Origin of the sequence: Desulfosarcina variabilis str. Montpellier, assembly GCF_048565275.1 — a bacterium.
Taxonomy (GTDB): domain Bacteria; phylum Desulfobacterota; class Desulfobacteria; order Desulfobacterales; family Desulfosarcinaceae; genus Desulfosarcina; species Desulfosarcina variabilis.
On the sequence record NZ_CP159846.1, the window covers coordinates 1391714 to 1405935 of the forward strand.

Below are 14222 nucleotides of genomic sequence, written 5' to 3' on the forward strand. Positions count from 1 at the left end.
CGCGAGCTTTTGATCAAGGCACTTTCTGGCTGGACACTATACAAGGATACGGTTGGCCCTCTGTTTTTTCAAGAATAAATCGTTTCTGCATAGTGAAGGAGCGTTAACCAAATGTCACCTACCAAAAAAGCGGTCTGGGGCTGGGCCATGTACGACTGGGCCAATTCCGCATTTGCCGTTACCATCATGTCCGGTTTTTTTCCTGTTTTTTTTAAACAATACTGGAGTGCCGGTGTTGACGTAAACCTGAGTACGGCACGATTGGGTGTGGGCAATGCCGTGGCCGGCATGCTGGTGGCGCTGGCTGCGCCGGTGCTGGGCGCCGTGGCCGACCGCGGATCCGCCCGCAAGCGGTTTCTCGCCTTTTTTGCCTATCTGGGCGTAGTCAGCAGCCTGTCGCTTTTTTTTGTCGGTCAGGGCCAATGGATTCTGGCGGCCACGGTTTATGTCCTGGGCGTGATCGGATTTTCGGGATCCATTGTGTTCTACGATGCGATGCTGCCGGTGGTGGCAGATGAAAACGAGGTGGATGTGGTATCGAGCCTGGGCTATTCCATGGGGTATCTGGGCGGCGGCCTGCTGTTTCTGATCAATGTTCTCATGGTTATGATGCCCCATCGCTTCGGTCTGGCCGATGCGGGCCAGGCGGTTCAGGTAGGGTTTTTTACGGTGGGGCTGTGGTGGGGCGGGTTTACCCTGTTTATTTTGTTCTGGGTTCCCGAGCCGTCGGCCCCCAAAAGCGATGCCACACCATCCGGCATATGGATCGGGGGATTTGCCCAACTCAAAGCCACGTTTAAGCGTATCCGGCATATGAAAACCGTTTTTCTTTTTTTATGTGCCTACTGGCTGTACATTGACGGCGTGGATACCATTATCCGCATGGCTGTGGATTACGGTATGAGTATAGGCTTTGCCGCCAACGATCTGTTGCTGGCCCTTCTGATCACCCAGTTCGTGGGCTTTCCGGCAGCCCTGGTGTTTGGCCGGCTGGGAAAGCGCTGGGGGCCGCGCCGGGGCATTTACATTGCCATCGGTGTCTACGCGGCTGCCACCTGTTTTGGTGTGACCATGACCCGCAAAGAGGAATTTTACATCCTGGCGATTATTATCGGACTGGTGCAGGGGGGTATCCAGGCCCTTTCCCGGTCCTATTATGCACGTCTGATCCCGGCGGATAAGCCCGCTGAATTTTATGGATTCTATAACATGCTGGGAAAATTTGCCGTGATTATCGGCCCGCTTCTGGTGGGCGGGGCGGGACTGTTGATGCGCCATGTCCTTATGCCGGACAATCCCACCGCTGCGGACATGGCCCGGGTGGGCAGCCAGGCTGCGCGGTGGAGCATCGCCTCGGTATTGATCCTTTTTGTTGCCGGTGCCGTGCTGCTTTATTTTGTGGATGAGGAAAAGGGCCGGGCACAGGCAGCCAGGCTGGAAGGTTGAAAGATCCAATTTGCTTGACGGATACATAAAATAATTTATGGAATTTCCCTTTTGCCCGAAAAAAAAGGTAGCCGTGCCGCCATCAACCGTCGACGCCACGCGTTGACAATTCAGGCGGCCTTCGATACATCATAATAAAAATTACGGATACATCAATCGTCACAACCCATTTGAAAATAAAGCACATCAACCAAGCACCAGCACCACCGACCGATGGCACTTCGTCAACCAAAGACGGGGATTGCCCACTTCAAGCAAGAAATCGATGCCCATGGAGGAATATATGAAACCGATACGATGCGGAAGGGTCTGCCGTTATTTGTTTTACAGCCTGATTTGCACCCTGCTTTTCTGGAGCACGGCGGCGGCCGTTCAGTCCCCCCCGCTGGCCACGCAAATCAAGACCCCGGTGGGGGACGTCAAATCCGGCAAACAGCTTACCGTCCCACTGATTACCTGGGGCGGGGATATGGCGACGATTCTGGCTAACGGCAACAGCGCCCGGACCGCCGATGGCAGTATCTTTGCCAAAAAGGGGCTTTCCTTGAACCTGGTCCGCCAGGATGTCTTCAGGAATCAGGTGGAGAGCTACATGCGGGGGGACAGTCCGTTTTTACGCGGCACCATGGGGATGATCAACCTGGCGGCCGATGTACTCAATCGTGATCCGCGTACCAAACCGGTGATTGTCTATCAGTTAACCTGGAGCAGTGGCGGCGACTGCCTGGTGGTCAAGGAAGGCATCCGTTCGGCCAAGGATCTGAAGGGAAAAACCGTTGCGCTTCAGGCCTATGGCCCCCATGTGGATTATCTGGCTAAAATATTGAAAGATGCCGGGCTTTCCATGAACGACATCAATATCCGCTGGACCAAGGACCTTTCCGGAACCGCCGATACGCCGGCCGAGGTCATCTTCAACAAGGATGTGGATGCGGCCTTTGTGATTATCCCCGACGGCTTGATGCTGACATCCAACGGAACCGTTGGGACCGGTGCCGAGGGGTCGGTGAAAGGTGCCCGCATCATGATCTCCACAAAAACGGCCAATCGGATCATTGCCGATGTCTACGCCGTGCGCAGCGATTTTTTTCAGTCCCATCAGGATCAGGTTCAGGCGTTTGTGCATGGTCTGTTGCTGGGAACCCAGGAACTCAAGTCGCTTTTTAGCAACAAGCAGAAAAATCTTGCCGGCTATCAAGCGCTTCTCTCAGCGTCGGCGTCCATCCTGCTGGACAGCCCCCAGGCAACGGCCGATGCCGAAGCCTTGTACGGTGACTGCGAATTCGTCGGATTCAGAGGCAATGTCAGGTTTTTCGGCGATGAGAAATGGCCACGCGGGATGGCGCATCTGGTGGATGAAATCCAGTCATCGTTTGTCACTTTCGGGCTGCTTGGCAAAAAATCCCCCCTGGATCAGGCCCGGTGGGATTACGATGCCTTGCGGGCCGGGCTCTCGGGTATCGATGATGTGGCGGCACCGCGCTTCAAGTCGGCTGCCGTGGCCCAGGTGGTGGCCCGAAAACAGGCCATGGGAACGCTGGGGGAGGGAGAATTGTTCAGCCTGGAAATCAATTTTCAACCCAACCAGAATGACTTCCCCGAGGATCTTTATGCGGATGGGTTCAAGCGTATCGTCGATCTGGCATCGACCTATGGTGGGGCCGTGATTACGGTCGAGGGGCATAGTGATCCGCACAAATATCGCCGTCTGGAACAAAAGGGCGCCAGTCCTGTTCAATTGAAACGCACCAAGCAGGCCGCCAAGAATCTGAGCATGAACCGGGCCATTGCCGTTCGTGACAGTGTGATCCAATTTGCCACGAACAAAGGCGTGCCCCTGGATCAGAGTCAGTTCACGGTCATCGGCCATGGCATTGCTCAGCCCAAATACCCAAAGCCCCAGACCAAGGAAGAGTGGTTGAGCAACATGCGGGTGGTGTTCCGAATTATCCAGATTGAAGCCGAGGATGAGGCGTTTGTCCCCTTGGATTAACCAGACGGATCAGCGGAGGACCCAATGACAAGCAAGTTGTTTCTTCTTTTTTTTATCGGATTGACGCTCATGGTGGCAGGCTGCTCCGACGAGCCGCCTCCTGCCAAAAAGGCCGCTAGTCAACAGCAACCGGCCCCGTCTCCACCCCCTGCGCCTGCGCCTGCCCCAGCGCCAAAGCCGGCCGCCCGATCCGCTGTGTGGCCCTTTTTGTCCGAGGATGCGCCTGTAGGCGGCCTGGCCGAGAATTTGACGGCCAAAAACTATCTGCTGATTTTCGACGGCTCCGGCAGCATGCAGGACAAAAAGTGCTCCGGCAACAGTCAGAAAATCGAAGTCGCCAAAAAAGCCGTCACTGCCTGGTCCAAGAGCATACCGGCCAATGCCAATCTGGGCCTGTTTGCTTTTCATAACCTGGGGACCTTGACCCTTCCCCTGGCCACCGGCAACCGCGATGCCTTCAACCAGGCCATCGGACAGATCCAGGCCGGCGGCAAAACGCCCCTGTCAGACGCCATCATCTATGCCTACAACACATTCACCGAACAGGGGCAGCGCCAGTTGGGGTACGGCGAATACACCATCGTGGTGGTTACCGACGGTTACGCCAATTCCATCTCCCGACTGAATGATGTTGTGGGCAAGGTGTTGTCCCGGTCACCGATCATCATTTACAGTATCGGTTTTTGCATCGGCGAAGAGCACTCGTTGAACCAGCCGGGACGAACCATCTATAAATCGGCGGACAATCCCGAGCAATTGCAAAAGGGGTTGCAGGAAGTCCTGGCGGAATCGGAATCCTTTGACGAAGACGCCTTTACAAGGTAACCGTCCGCCATCCGTAAACGAATTCAATACACAGACGTTTAGGAGTTTTCCCGAATGAACCGAAATGTCGTGGGGGCCCTGTTGCTGGTGGTCATCGTTGTTGTTGGCGCCCTGGCGGTCAAGTTTTTGCAGCCTTATTTCGAAAAGAGCGAGCAGCGGGCCACCACCGATGCAGCCAAAACAAAAGGCAAGATCGTCGTGGCGCTGGACAACTGGGTGGGGTATTTCATCCTCCGGTCTCCGGAGATGGAAGAGGCCATGCGCCGGACCGGCTATATCCTGATCTGCGAGGACGACCAGGCCGACTATGCCCGCCGCATGGACCGTCTCAAGGACGGCGAGATCGATCTGGCCGTGGCCACGGTGGATTCGTTTATTCTCAACGGGAGCCCCAGAAATTATCCGGGGGCCATCGTCATGGTCATCGACGAGTCCAAAGGCGGGGACGCCATTTTGGCCCGTGCGGACAAGGTGGCCGGTCTGGATGCGCTCAAGGGCGCGGACGATATCCGGGTGGCCTTCACACCGAACAGCCCGAGCCATCATCTGGCCAAGGCCGCCGCCGACCACTTCAGCGTGCCGGAGCTGCTGCCTCGCGGTAAATTGCGTATGGAAACCAGCGGTTCGGGGGATGCCGTGGACAAACTGCTTGCCGGCCGCACCGATGTCGCGGTGTGCTGGGAGCCCGACGTCTCGCGGGCCCTTGGCGAGAAAGGCATTGTCAAACTCTTGGGGACCGAGGACACCGAACGCCTGATCGTGGATATTCTGGTGGCCGGGCGAAAGATCCTCAAAAAGAAACCCGAGGTGGTCCAGCTTTTGATCGGCACCTATTTCCGGGTGCTGAAAAAATACCGGGACAATCCGGATCTTTTAATCAAGCAGGTCCGCTCCGAAACCGGATTGGGCAAGGATGCCGTCGCGGCCATGCTCAAAGGTGTTGAATGGGCCAACTTCAGCGGCAATTGCGAAAAATGGTTCGGCATTTCCGCACCGGGGCAATTCGCCGACGAAGGGCTGGTGGATGCCATCCTGGCCAGCGCCGAGATCCTGGTGAATGCGGGCGATTTTTCCAACACACCGATTCCGGACGACGACCCTTATCGATTAGTCAACAGCCGTTTTTTGAGCACCATTTTTTCCAAGGGATTGGCCGGTTCGTTTTCTACGGCCGGTGGCAAAAACAGCGGTTCGGGAATTGTCAATTCACTGGAAGCCCCGTTTTCCGCCTTGAGTGACAGCCAGTGGAACCGATTGAAAGAGGTGGGAACCCTCAAGGTCGATCCCATCGTATTTCAGCAGGGCACCTCGCAGCTCGATACGATTGCCAAAAAAGTGATCGACCAGGCTGTGGAGCGGTTGAAGCACTATCCCAATTTTCGGATTATCATCAAGGGACATACGGACGTGCGCGGGGATGACAGCCAGAATAAGAAACTCTCCAAGGAACGGGCCGATGCCGTGGCCCGCTACCTGCAAGTTGTTTATAACATCGATGTCGACCGGTTGCGCGTACTCGGCTACGGCGGCAGCCAACCCTTGCCCCAGGCGCCCGGAGAATCCCGCCGGACATGGATGTACCGACTGCCCCGGGTGGAAATAGTGTTGGCACGGGAAGATTTTTAAGCGCCCGTTTGAGAAACCCTATAGCCTCAGCTAGGTACTATTTATTATAATGGATGCACAACCAGCAGACCAGCGTGTGGAACCTCCTCATACCAGCGATTATCTTCCCGCGGCAATTCAGAAGGCCGTGGTTCAAAGCGGCCTGAAACATCCGGTGACCATCTATTCCATCGCCCTGGGCATCAGCGCCGGCGTGGTGGGCAGCCTGTTCGATGTATCGATGCTGCTGGGCACGGCCATCGGCCTGACCCTGCTCGGGCCGGTGTGGGCCGTGCTGCAGATTTTTTTCAGGCATGAGGCCGTGGGCAGCCGCTATCTCGACTCGCTTCATCAAAGGCAGAAACAGTACGAGATCCAGCTGATCGATAATATTGAGCGTGGTCTGCGCTCTTGCGCCGGGGTCGTCGGGCTCGACCGTACCGCCGCAACGGGCATTGCCCAGCTCAAGAGCATCCGGATCAAGCTGGACAATGTCAAGGAGCTGCTGGGAATGAAACTGCGACCCAATGAAATCACCTACGGGCGGTTCATGGGGGCCGCGGAACAGGTCAGTCTGAGTGTGCTGGACAATCTGAACACCGTGGCCGGTATTCTGAAAAGCGCCACATCCATTGATTTAGCCTATATTCACGGGCGGCTGCGGGAAATCGATGAAAACCCGCAGTCCGGCCCGGAAGCGCTGGACCAGCGCCGGTCGCTTGAGCAGCGCCTGGATCTGTGGAACCAACAGATCAAGAAAATCGACCGCTTGATGGCCGGCAACGAAGCCGCCATGACCGAGATGGAGACCATTTCCGCAGCCATCGCCCAGTGGCCCCAGGACCGCAAGTTTTCAAACAGCGACATCGAATCCGCCATCGCCCAATTGCATGCCCTGGCGACCCAGGCGCATGATTACGAAAACCTGTAATACCTTGAATCCCGATCAAAATTATAAAGGAGGAATAAATGACGACAACCACCAGCCAGGAACTGGTTCTGGCCGATCCGCTCGCCATACAGCAGGACGTGGGACTGGTCGATCCCCAGGCCATATCGGTTCCGGATACGCCCGATCCGCAGCTTGACCAGCAGGCCTCTGCCTTCGTGCAGGCCATTTTGGGCCTGAATCCCGAGGATCCGGCCAATTTTGATGCCTGGCAGCAGAATAAGGTAGCGGTGGAGCATCTGGGCAGCAAAAGTCAAAAGGATGCCGCCCATCGCTCCGCCATGCTCAAGGAACCCATCAGCAAACTGGCCGCCAGAGGCGAGGACGGCGGGGAGGTGGCAAACGCCCTGGTCAATTTGAAACTGAAGGTCGAAGAACTGGACCCCGGCCAGTTCGACTTTAAAGCCGGTTGGTTTTCCCGTACCCTGGGATTCCTGCCGGGCGTCGGCACGCCGCTGAAACGGTTTTTCACCCGCTTCGAATCCTCGCAGACCGTGATCGACGCCATCATGCGCTCCCTGGAAGAGGGTAAAAAAGTGCTGCAACGTGACAACGTGACCCTGAACCAGGATCAGAAAGCCATGCGCGAGTTGACCCACCGCCTGCAAAAAACCATTGAGCTGGGCATGCTCATCGACCAGAAAATTGACTACGCCCTGGAACGGGAAATCCCGGGAGAGGATCCGCGGCGGCGGTTTATCGAGGATGAAATCCTGTTTCCCTTGCGTCAGCGTATCCAGGACCTTCAGCAGCAACTGGCCGTCAATCAACAGGGCGTACTGGCCATCGAGATCATCATCCGCAACAACAAAGAACTGGTCAAAGGGGTCGATCGTGGCATGAATGTCACCGTCAATGCCCTGAACGTGGCCGTTACCGTGGCGCTGGCGCTGGCCAACCAGAAAATCGTTCTGGATAAAATCGACGCGGTCAACAAAACCACCAACCGCCTGATCGCCCAGACCGCCGCGCAATTGCGCACCCAGGGAACCGAGATCCACAAACAGGCCAGCAGCACCCAACTGGACATGGAAACCCTGAAAAAAGCCTTCGTGGACATCAATGGGGCTCTGGACGATATTTCCGATTTCCGTAAAAAAGCCCTGCCCCAGATGGCCCAGAGCATTTTGGAGATGGATACGCTGACCAAAACCACGGAAGCCGCCATCCTGCGCATGGAGAAGGGCACTCAGATGGAGCCGGTGTTCTCCCTAGACATCGACGCATCCTAATTAGTATCCATCCAGAAACGGCGCCTCTCGCCCGATTTCGGCGTTGGGCAGCAAATCCAAATCCTCGAAATATTAACTATATGTCTCCGGTTTGAATTCGCTGCCCGCCTTGAACTCAGGCGAGATTCACCATTTCTGGACAGACACCAAAAGGAAGGGAAGATCCGTCATGATGAAGAAAATGATTCAATGGAGTGGGGTTCTTTTTCTGCTGGCCGTGGTGGTCATGCCCCCGATGGCGCTGGCGGAGAAACGTTACCGGGTGGCATGGTCGCACTACACGGGCTGGGAGCCCTGGGAGTACGCCCGCAGCAGCGGAATTCTGGACAAGTGGGCCACCAAATATGGCATTAAGATCCAACTGGATCTGATCAACGATTATATTGAAAGCATCAACCTTTACACCGGCGGTGCCTATCAGGGATGCGTGATGACCAATATGGACGCCTTGACCATTCCTGCCGTGGGCGGGATTGACTCCACCGCGCTGATCGTCGGGGATTTTTCCAACGGCAACGACGGGATCGTGATGAAAGGCGGCAATCAGGTCGCACAGATGAAAGGACGCCGGGTCAAGCTGGTGGAACTCTCAGTGTCCCACTATCTGCTGGCCCGGGCCCTTGGCATGAACCAGATGAAGGAACGGGATGTTAAACTGGTCAACACCTCGGATGCCGATATTGCCGCCGTGTTCGCCGCCGACAAGGATGGGGTCGTCGTGACCTGGAATCCGCCCCTGATGCAGTGCCGGAATGAGAAGGGCGCCGAGCTGATTTTCGATTCCAGCAAGATTCCGGGTGAAATCATCGATATGATGGTGGTCCGCACCGATTCGCCGGACGAGTTCAAAAAAGCCCTTGTGGGCGCATGGTACGAAACCATGGCGGTCATGTCGGCCAAGAGCAAGGCCGGTATGGACGCCGTTGCCGCCATGGCCGACTTTGCCGGCGGCACGGTGGCCGAATTCAAGGCCCAGTTGCGCACCACGGCCATGTTTTACAAAGCCAGTGATGCCGTGGCCTTTACCACCGGTGAACAGCTCAAGCAGACCATGGCCTATGTTCGTGATTTCTCGTTCGACCATGGGCTGTTCGGCGATGCCGAGTCCAAGGATGCCGTGGGCATTGCCTTTCCCGACGGCACGGTGCTGGGCAATAAATCCAATGTTCGTCTGCGATTTGATGCGGGCTATATGAAAATGGCGGCGGACGGAACCCTCTAAGAGACTGTTTGATGAATCCGTCTCAGGCCCGCTAACGGCGTTGGAAACTGTCTCAAAATGCTCACATATTACATATATGCTCCGCTTTTAAGCCACTTTCCGCCTTGTTATCGGGCCTGATCCAGACTTCTCAAACAGCCTCTAAGGCACCAGTCCAGGTGCGAGGAAAACAATCATGATCATGCAATCCAAACCACCCAAATTCTTGGGCCTGCACGCCGATCCGCCGACCGGATTGCGGATTCTGCTGGCGGTATTGCCGTTTATCCTGCTCTTCTCCGTCTATCTGGTTGCCTCCAATATGCGCTACGCTGAAAATCCCCAGGATAAACTACTGCCCACGGTGTCAAAAATCGGCAAGGCCTTTAAAAAAGTAGCCCTGGAAACGGACCGGCGCAGCGGCACCATTTTGCTGTGGAGCGATACCCGCGCCAGCCTCAAACGGCTTGTTATCGGCATGGGCGCAGCTGCCGTCGTCGGTTTTCTACTGGGACTCAACATGGGGATGCTGCCGGGGCTCAGATACCTTGGCCTTTCGTTTGTCACCTTTATCGCCAATATACCGCCCCTGGCGATCCTGCCCATCCTCTTCATCAGTTTCGGCGTGGACGAAGTGGGCAAAACCATGCTCATTTTCCTGGGGACGTTTCCGCTGATCGCCCGGGATATCTATCTGGCCGCCGGCAAGATCCCCAGGGAAAACATCGTCAAGGCCCTGACCCTGGGCGCGTCCCAGCCCGGTGTGATCTACCGGGTGGTCTATCCACAGATCATCCCGCGACTGATCGATACGGTACGGCTTTCATTGGGGGCGGCCTGGCTTTTCCTGATCGCTTCGGAGGCCATCGCGTCCCAGGACGGATTGGGATACCGTATTTTCCTGGTCAGACGGTACCTGTCCATGGATGTGATCATCATTTATGTGGCCTGGATTACCGGATTGGCCTATTGTCTGGATTTAGGTCTGCGCTGGTGGGTCGCTTATCGCTATCCGTGGTACAACCCCACATCCGACGGGTAAAGGACAACCGACATGCAAACCTTCCAGAACGAGTACCTGCTCTATCTCGAAAACGTGACCAAGGCCTATGGACGGAAAACGGTTTTAAATGACATTGATCTGGCCGTGCGGGAACATGAGTTCTGCACCGTGGTGGGGCCCAGCGGGTGCGGCAAGTCCACCTTGTTGCGGCTAATATTGGGACAGGAACGGGCCAGCGGCGGGCAACTGCTGATGCAGGGCCGCCCCATTCAAACCCCTGGTCCGGACCGGGGGATTGTTTACCAGCGCTATTCGCTTTTCCCGCATCTGTCCATTCTTGATAATATTTTGCTGGGCAAGCGGCTGGGCCTGCCGTTTTTCAAGGCCCTGGGCGGTAAAAAGGCCGATCGCGAAGAGGCCATGCATTACCTGGACAGCGTTCAATTGGCCGACCATGCCCATAAATACCCGCATCAGCTTTCCGGCGGCATGCAGCAACGGGTGGCCATTGCCCAGGCGCTGATCATGAGACCCCGAATTTTGATGATGGATGAACCGTTTGGTGCGCTGGACCCGGGAACCCGCGAAATGATGCAGATTTTAATCCTTGAGCTGTGGGAACGCCATAGCATGACCATTTTCTTCGTTACCCACGACCTGGAGGAGGCCGTTTTCCTGGGAACGCGGATTCTGGTGCTTTCCCAGTTCTATACCCATGAACGAGACGATGCGCCGGGCGTCACCATGGGCGCCCGCATCGTTGCCGATTATCCGCTGCAGCGGGATAAGGCCCCCTCCACGACACTCAAGGCCACCGCCCAGTTCGGGCAGTTCATTCAGAAAATCCGCGCCGAAGGCTTCGATCCCGAGTATCTGCAACAGGCCCGGTCGTTCAACCTCAATCATCCCGATTCATTTATTACCTTTGCCGATTCGTGAAAACGCAAGGCATCAAGGCATCGCGATCCAGCGTCTTAAACATTCCGGCAAGGGGAAGGAGAACCTTTACATGAGTACATCCGATACCGTCAAAAGGCAGATTATTTACGGCAACGACAAAGCCGGCAAGACGTATGCTTTCAACCAGAACCACGACCCTTCACAGATTGCCCAGATGTGGTTTCAGACCTCGCCCGAGGGATTGGTGCTGTTTGTGGTTTTCTACACCCAGGCCTGTCGCTGGTCACGCTGTCTGGGGTGCAATTTGCCGTCCAAGGTGTCCCAGGAGCATGTCGACTACCGATCGTTGATGCAGCAGGTGGACAACCTGTTTGCCGATCCCGAGGTGCAGCGGCGCCGGAATGCGGTCCGCAAAGTGATCCTCAGCAACAACGGATCGGTGCTGGATGAAGACACCTTGTCTTCCACGGCGCTCATGTATCTCATCGCCCGGCTGAATCAATATTTGCCCAATCTTTCCATGCTGTGCATGGAATCCCGGCCGGAGTACGTGGAAATCGCTGAATTGGAGTTCATCTCCCGGGCCCTGGCCGAGGGCGATACCCCCACCAGCCTTGAGATCGCCATCGGGTTCGAAGCCTTCGATGATCATATCCGCAACGATGTTTTCGACAAGGGCCTGACCCTCAAGGTTTTTGAATCCCTGGCCGAAAAACTGGCCCGCTATCATTTCTCGTTAAAATGCTATTTTATGCAGAAACCCGTACCGGGAATCAGCGACCCTGACGCCGTGGCGGACATTCATAACGCCATCGATTATCTGAGTCGCGTTTCCAAAGAATTCGGCGCCACCATCAACATGCATCTCAATCCCACTTATGCAGCCACGGGCACCGCGCTGGAAACCGCCTTCAAGGCTGGTGATTATCTGCCCCCCCGCCTTGAGGATGTGGCCCGGGCAGCCGAAGCGGGCCGGGGCAAGCCGCTTTCCATCTTTATCGGCTTGTCCGATGAAGGTCTGGCCGTCCCCGGCGGTTCATTTTTAACGCACGACAATCATTGGATGATCGACCCGCTGGAAGAATTCAACCGAACACAGAATTTTGATATCCTGAACACGATCACGCGCACTGCGGCGAAATAGCCATGTGGTGATAATGTAAGATTTTTATTAATCTTTGGTAATGTCAAAGAAACAGTCAAGGAAACCGTTGACCCGATTCATGCATATCCGGTAAAAAGAACCGTTTCTCAGATATTGGTACGGTACCAACGTCAGGCGCTTGTAATAAGCTGGATGGTTAAATAAATCCTGACGCATCAGGCCTTTTTTGCCAAGGAATCGGTGATGCCGGAAAAATCCCACAAAATTGAAACAGCCATTTCAGAAATTGATGCCCTGCGCCAAGAGCTGGCGCGTCTAAAAGGTATTGAACAACGCTGCCAAAAGGCCGAGGAGGCCTTGAGGGCCTTTGAAGAACGAACCCGGTTGATTGGTGACAGTGCGCCGTTGGGAATCTTCATTGTCGATATGCAAGGCGGGATTACCGGCATCAACCGAAAAATGCGCCAGCTTTTTGCCTGGCCGCCTGACCAGGATCTGACAACAGTAAATATCATGGCCTGTGAGGCCCTGGCCGATTCAGGGATTCGCACGGACATCGCGCGTTGCATCGATCAGAAACGACCGGTCGTTGCCGACCATCCCCACATCGACCCCCAGGGGAACCCGATCCATTTACGTTACTATCTCAGTCCCATATCGGACAGTGATAACGTTGTTACCGGTGTCCTGGCCATGGTAGAGGACTATACCCATCTCAAACGGGCTGAGGAGGCGCTCAGGGACAGTGAAAAGCGGTATCGTCAGTTGTTTCAGTCCGCCCCTATCGCCCTGATCGAATGGGATGTCAGTGATCTAAAAGAACATCTGGAACAGCTTCGGGCCGACGGCATTTCCAATTTCAGGCAATACCTGGACCAGCAGCCCCAACAGATCCATCATTGCTGGTCGCTGATTAAAACGGCCGACTACAACCAGGCGTTTTTAAAATTGATGGGTATCTCCGTCCATGAGCTGCCCGACGGTGCGTTTCTTCCCACCGACGCGGAAGAGTTCCGGCATATGGCCCGGGAGGTCATTCTGGTTGCTGCCGATGGCAACCCGGCTGTCGAGCGGGAAGCCGCGCTGGTGACCACCAGCGGTGAGCGGAAAATCGTGCTGGGAAAATCACTGGTCGTTTCCGGCCACGAAGAAACCCTGGAACGGGTGGCCATCGCCATGGTGGACATTTCCGAGCGCAAAGCCGCGGAAGCGGCCCTCAGGGAGAGCGAGCGCCGATTCCGGGAGCAGGCGTTCCGGGATGGCCTGACCGGTTTGTACAACCAGCGCTACCTGTATCAAGCGCTGGATAAATGGGTCGAGCACGCCCAAGACACCGGTACGCCGGTGTCGGTCATCTTCATGGATATGGACCATTTCAAACGGGTCGTGGACACCTACGGACATCTTAATGGCTCCCGTGCCATCCTTGAGGTGGCACGTTCCATTGACGGCTGCCTGCAGCAGCCGGCTTTTGCCGTGGCCTATGCCGGCGATGAATTTGTCGTCGTGCTGCCGGGGATGGATATGGATCGGGCCCTTTTAAAAGCCAATGAAATCCGTAAGACGGTCAGGGATACGGTTTATGTCCTGGACGCGGGCATTGAAGTCAGACTCACGGCCAGCTTTGGGATTGCCACACTACCCGACCACGCCACCGACCTGAATGCGCTGATCGCCGCCGCCGACCAGGCCCTGTTCGCCATCAAGGAAACCGGTAAGGACGCGATCGGGCGGTTTCAAGCGGATTAGCGCCCCCTGGGTGTAATTGAGACGTCTCCTCATTTCCTCTCGTTTCGAAATACAAAACGCCAATCTCTACTGCAATTGAAGTGCCAGGAAAAGTTTGAATAAACTTATGCCAGGCATAAGTTTAATTGCTTTGACTTGCAGTCAAAGCTTTTCCTAAGGATAGAAGTAATCACCCTTTTCTGTTTTTCTTCAAAAATGAGCACCATCAAAAATT

At 55.5% G+C, this 14222-nt stretch carries 11 protein-coding genes; all 11 read left to right on the forward strand.

Annotated elements, in window-relative coordinates:
* Positions 1 to 111 precede the first annotated feature (111 nt).
* The 11 genes from Dvar_RS06110 (at position 112) to Dvar_RS06160 (ending at position 14008) form a co-directional block, all read left to right on the forward strand.
* Positions 112 to 1446: an MFS transporter gene (locus Dvar_RS06110; protein WP_419660816.1), complete on the forward strand. Its 1335-nt coding sequence runs from the start codon at positions 112 to 114 to the stop codon at positions 1444 to 1446.
* A gap of 283 nt (positions 1447 to 1729) precedes the next feature.
* Positions 1730 to 3439 (forward strand): ABC transporter substrate-binding protein, encoded by a 1710-nt coding sequence (locus Dvar_RS06115; RefSeq protein WP_419660817.1) that lies wholly within the window; start codon positions 1730 to 1732, stop codon positions 3437 to 3439.
* Positions 3440 to 3463: 24 nt separating this feature from the next.
* Positions 3464 to 4264, forward strand: coding sequence for a vWA domain-containing protein (locus tag Dvar_RS06120; protein WP_419660818.1), 801 nt, complete (start codon positions 3464 to 3466; stop codon positions 4262 to 4264).
* Positions 4265 to 4318: 54 nt separating this feature from the next.
* Positions 4319 to 5890 carry a phosphate ABC transporter substrate-binding/OmpA family protein gene (locus Dvar_RS06125; protein ID WP_419660819.1) on the forward strand — a complete coding sequence of 524 codons (1572 nt, stop codon included), beginning with the start codon at positions 4319 to 4321 and terminating at the stop codon, positions 5888 to 5890.
* A gap of 49 nt (positions 5891 to 5939) precedes the next feature.
* Positions 5940 to 6800 (forward strand): hypothetical protein, encoded by an 861-nt coding sequence (locus tag Dvar_RS06130; protein WP_419660820.1) that lies wholly within the window; start codon positions 5940 to 5942, stop codon positions 6798 to 6800.
* Positions 6801 to 6838: 38 nt separating this feature from the next.
* Positions 6839 to 8050, forward strand: coding sequence for a toxic anion resistance protein (locus Dvar_RS06135; RefSeq protein ID WP_419660821.1), 1212 nt, complete (start codon positions 6839 to 6841; stop codon positions 8048 to 8050).
* 169 nt (positions 8051 to 8219) lie between these two features.
* Positions 8220 to 9272, forward strand: a complete 1053-nt coding sequence (locus Dvar_RS06140; protein WP_419660822.1) for a putative urea ABC transporter substrate-binding protein — start codon at positions 8220 to 8222, stop codon at positions 9270 to 9272.
* A gap of 175 nt (positions 9273 to 9447) precedes the next feature.
* On the forward strand, positions 9448 to 10293 hold the full coding sequence (locus Dvar_RS06145; protein WP_419660823.1) for an ABC transporter permease: 846 nt from the start codon (positions 9448 to 9450) through the stop codon (positions 10291 to 10293).
* 12 nt (positions 10294 to 10305) lie between these two features.
* Positions 10306 to 11193 carry an ABC transporter ATP-binding protein gene (locus Dvar_RS06150; RefSeq protein ID WP_419660824.1) on the forward strand — a complete coding sequence of 296 codons (888 nt, stop codon included), beginning with the start codon at positions 10306 to 10308 and terminating at the stop codon, positions 11191 to 11193.
* 70 nt (positions 11194 to 11263) lie between these two features.
* Positions 11264 to 12298, forward strand: a complete 1035-nt coding sequence (locus Dvar_RS06155) for a hypothetical protein (RefSeq protein ID WP_419660825.1) — start codon at positions 11264 to 11266, stop codon at positions 12296 to 12298.
* 204 nt (positions 12299 to 12502) lie between these two features.
* Positions 12503 to 14008, forward strand: a complete 1506-nt coding sequence (locus tag Dvar_RS06160) for a sensor domain-containing diguanylate cyclase (RefSeq protein ID WP_419660826.1) — start codon at positions 12503 to 12505, stop codon at positions 14006 to 14008.
* Positions 14009 to 14222 lie beyond the last annotated feature (214 nt).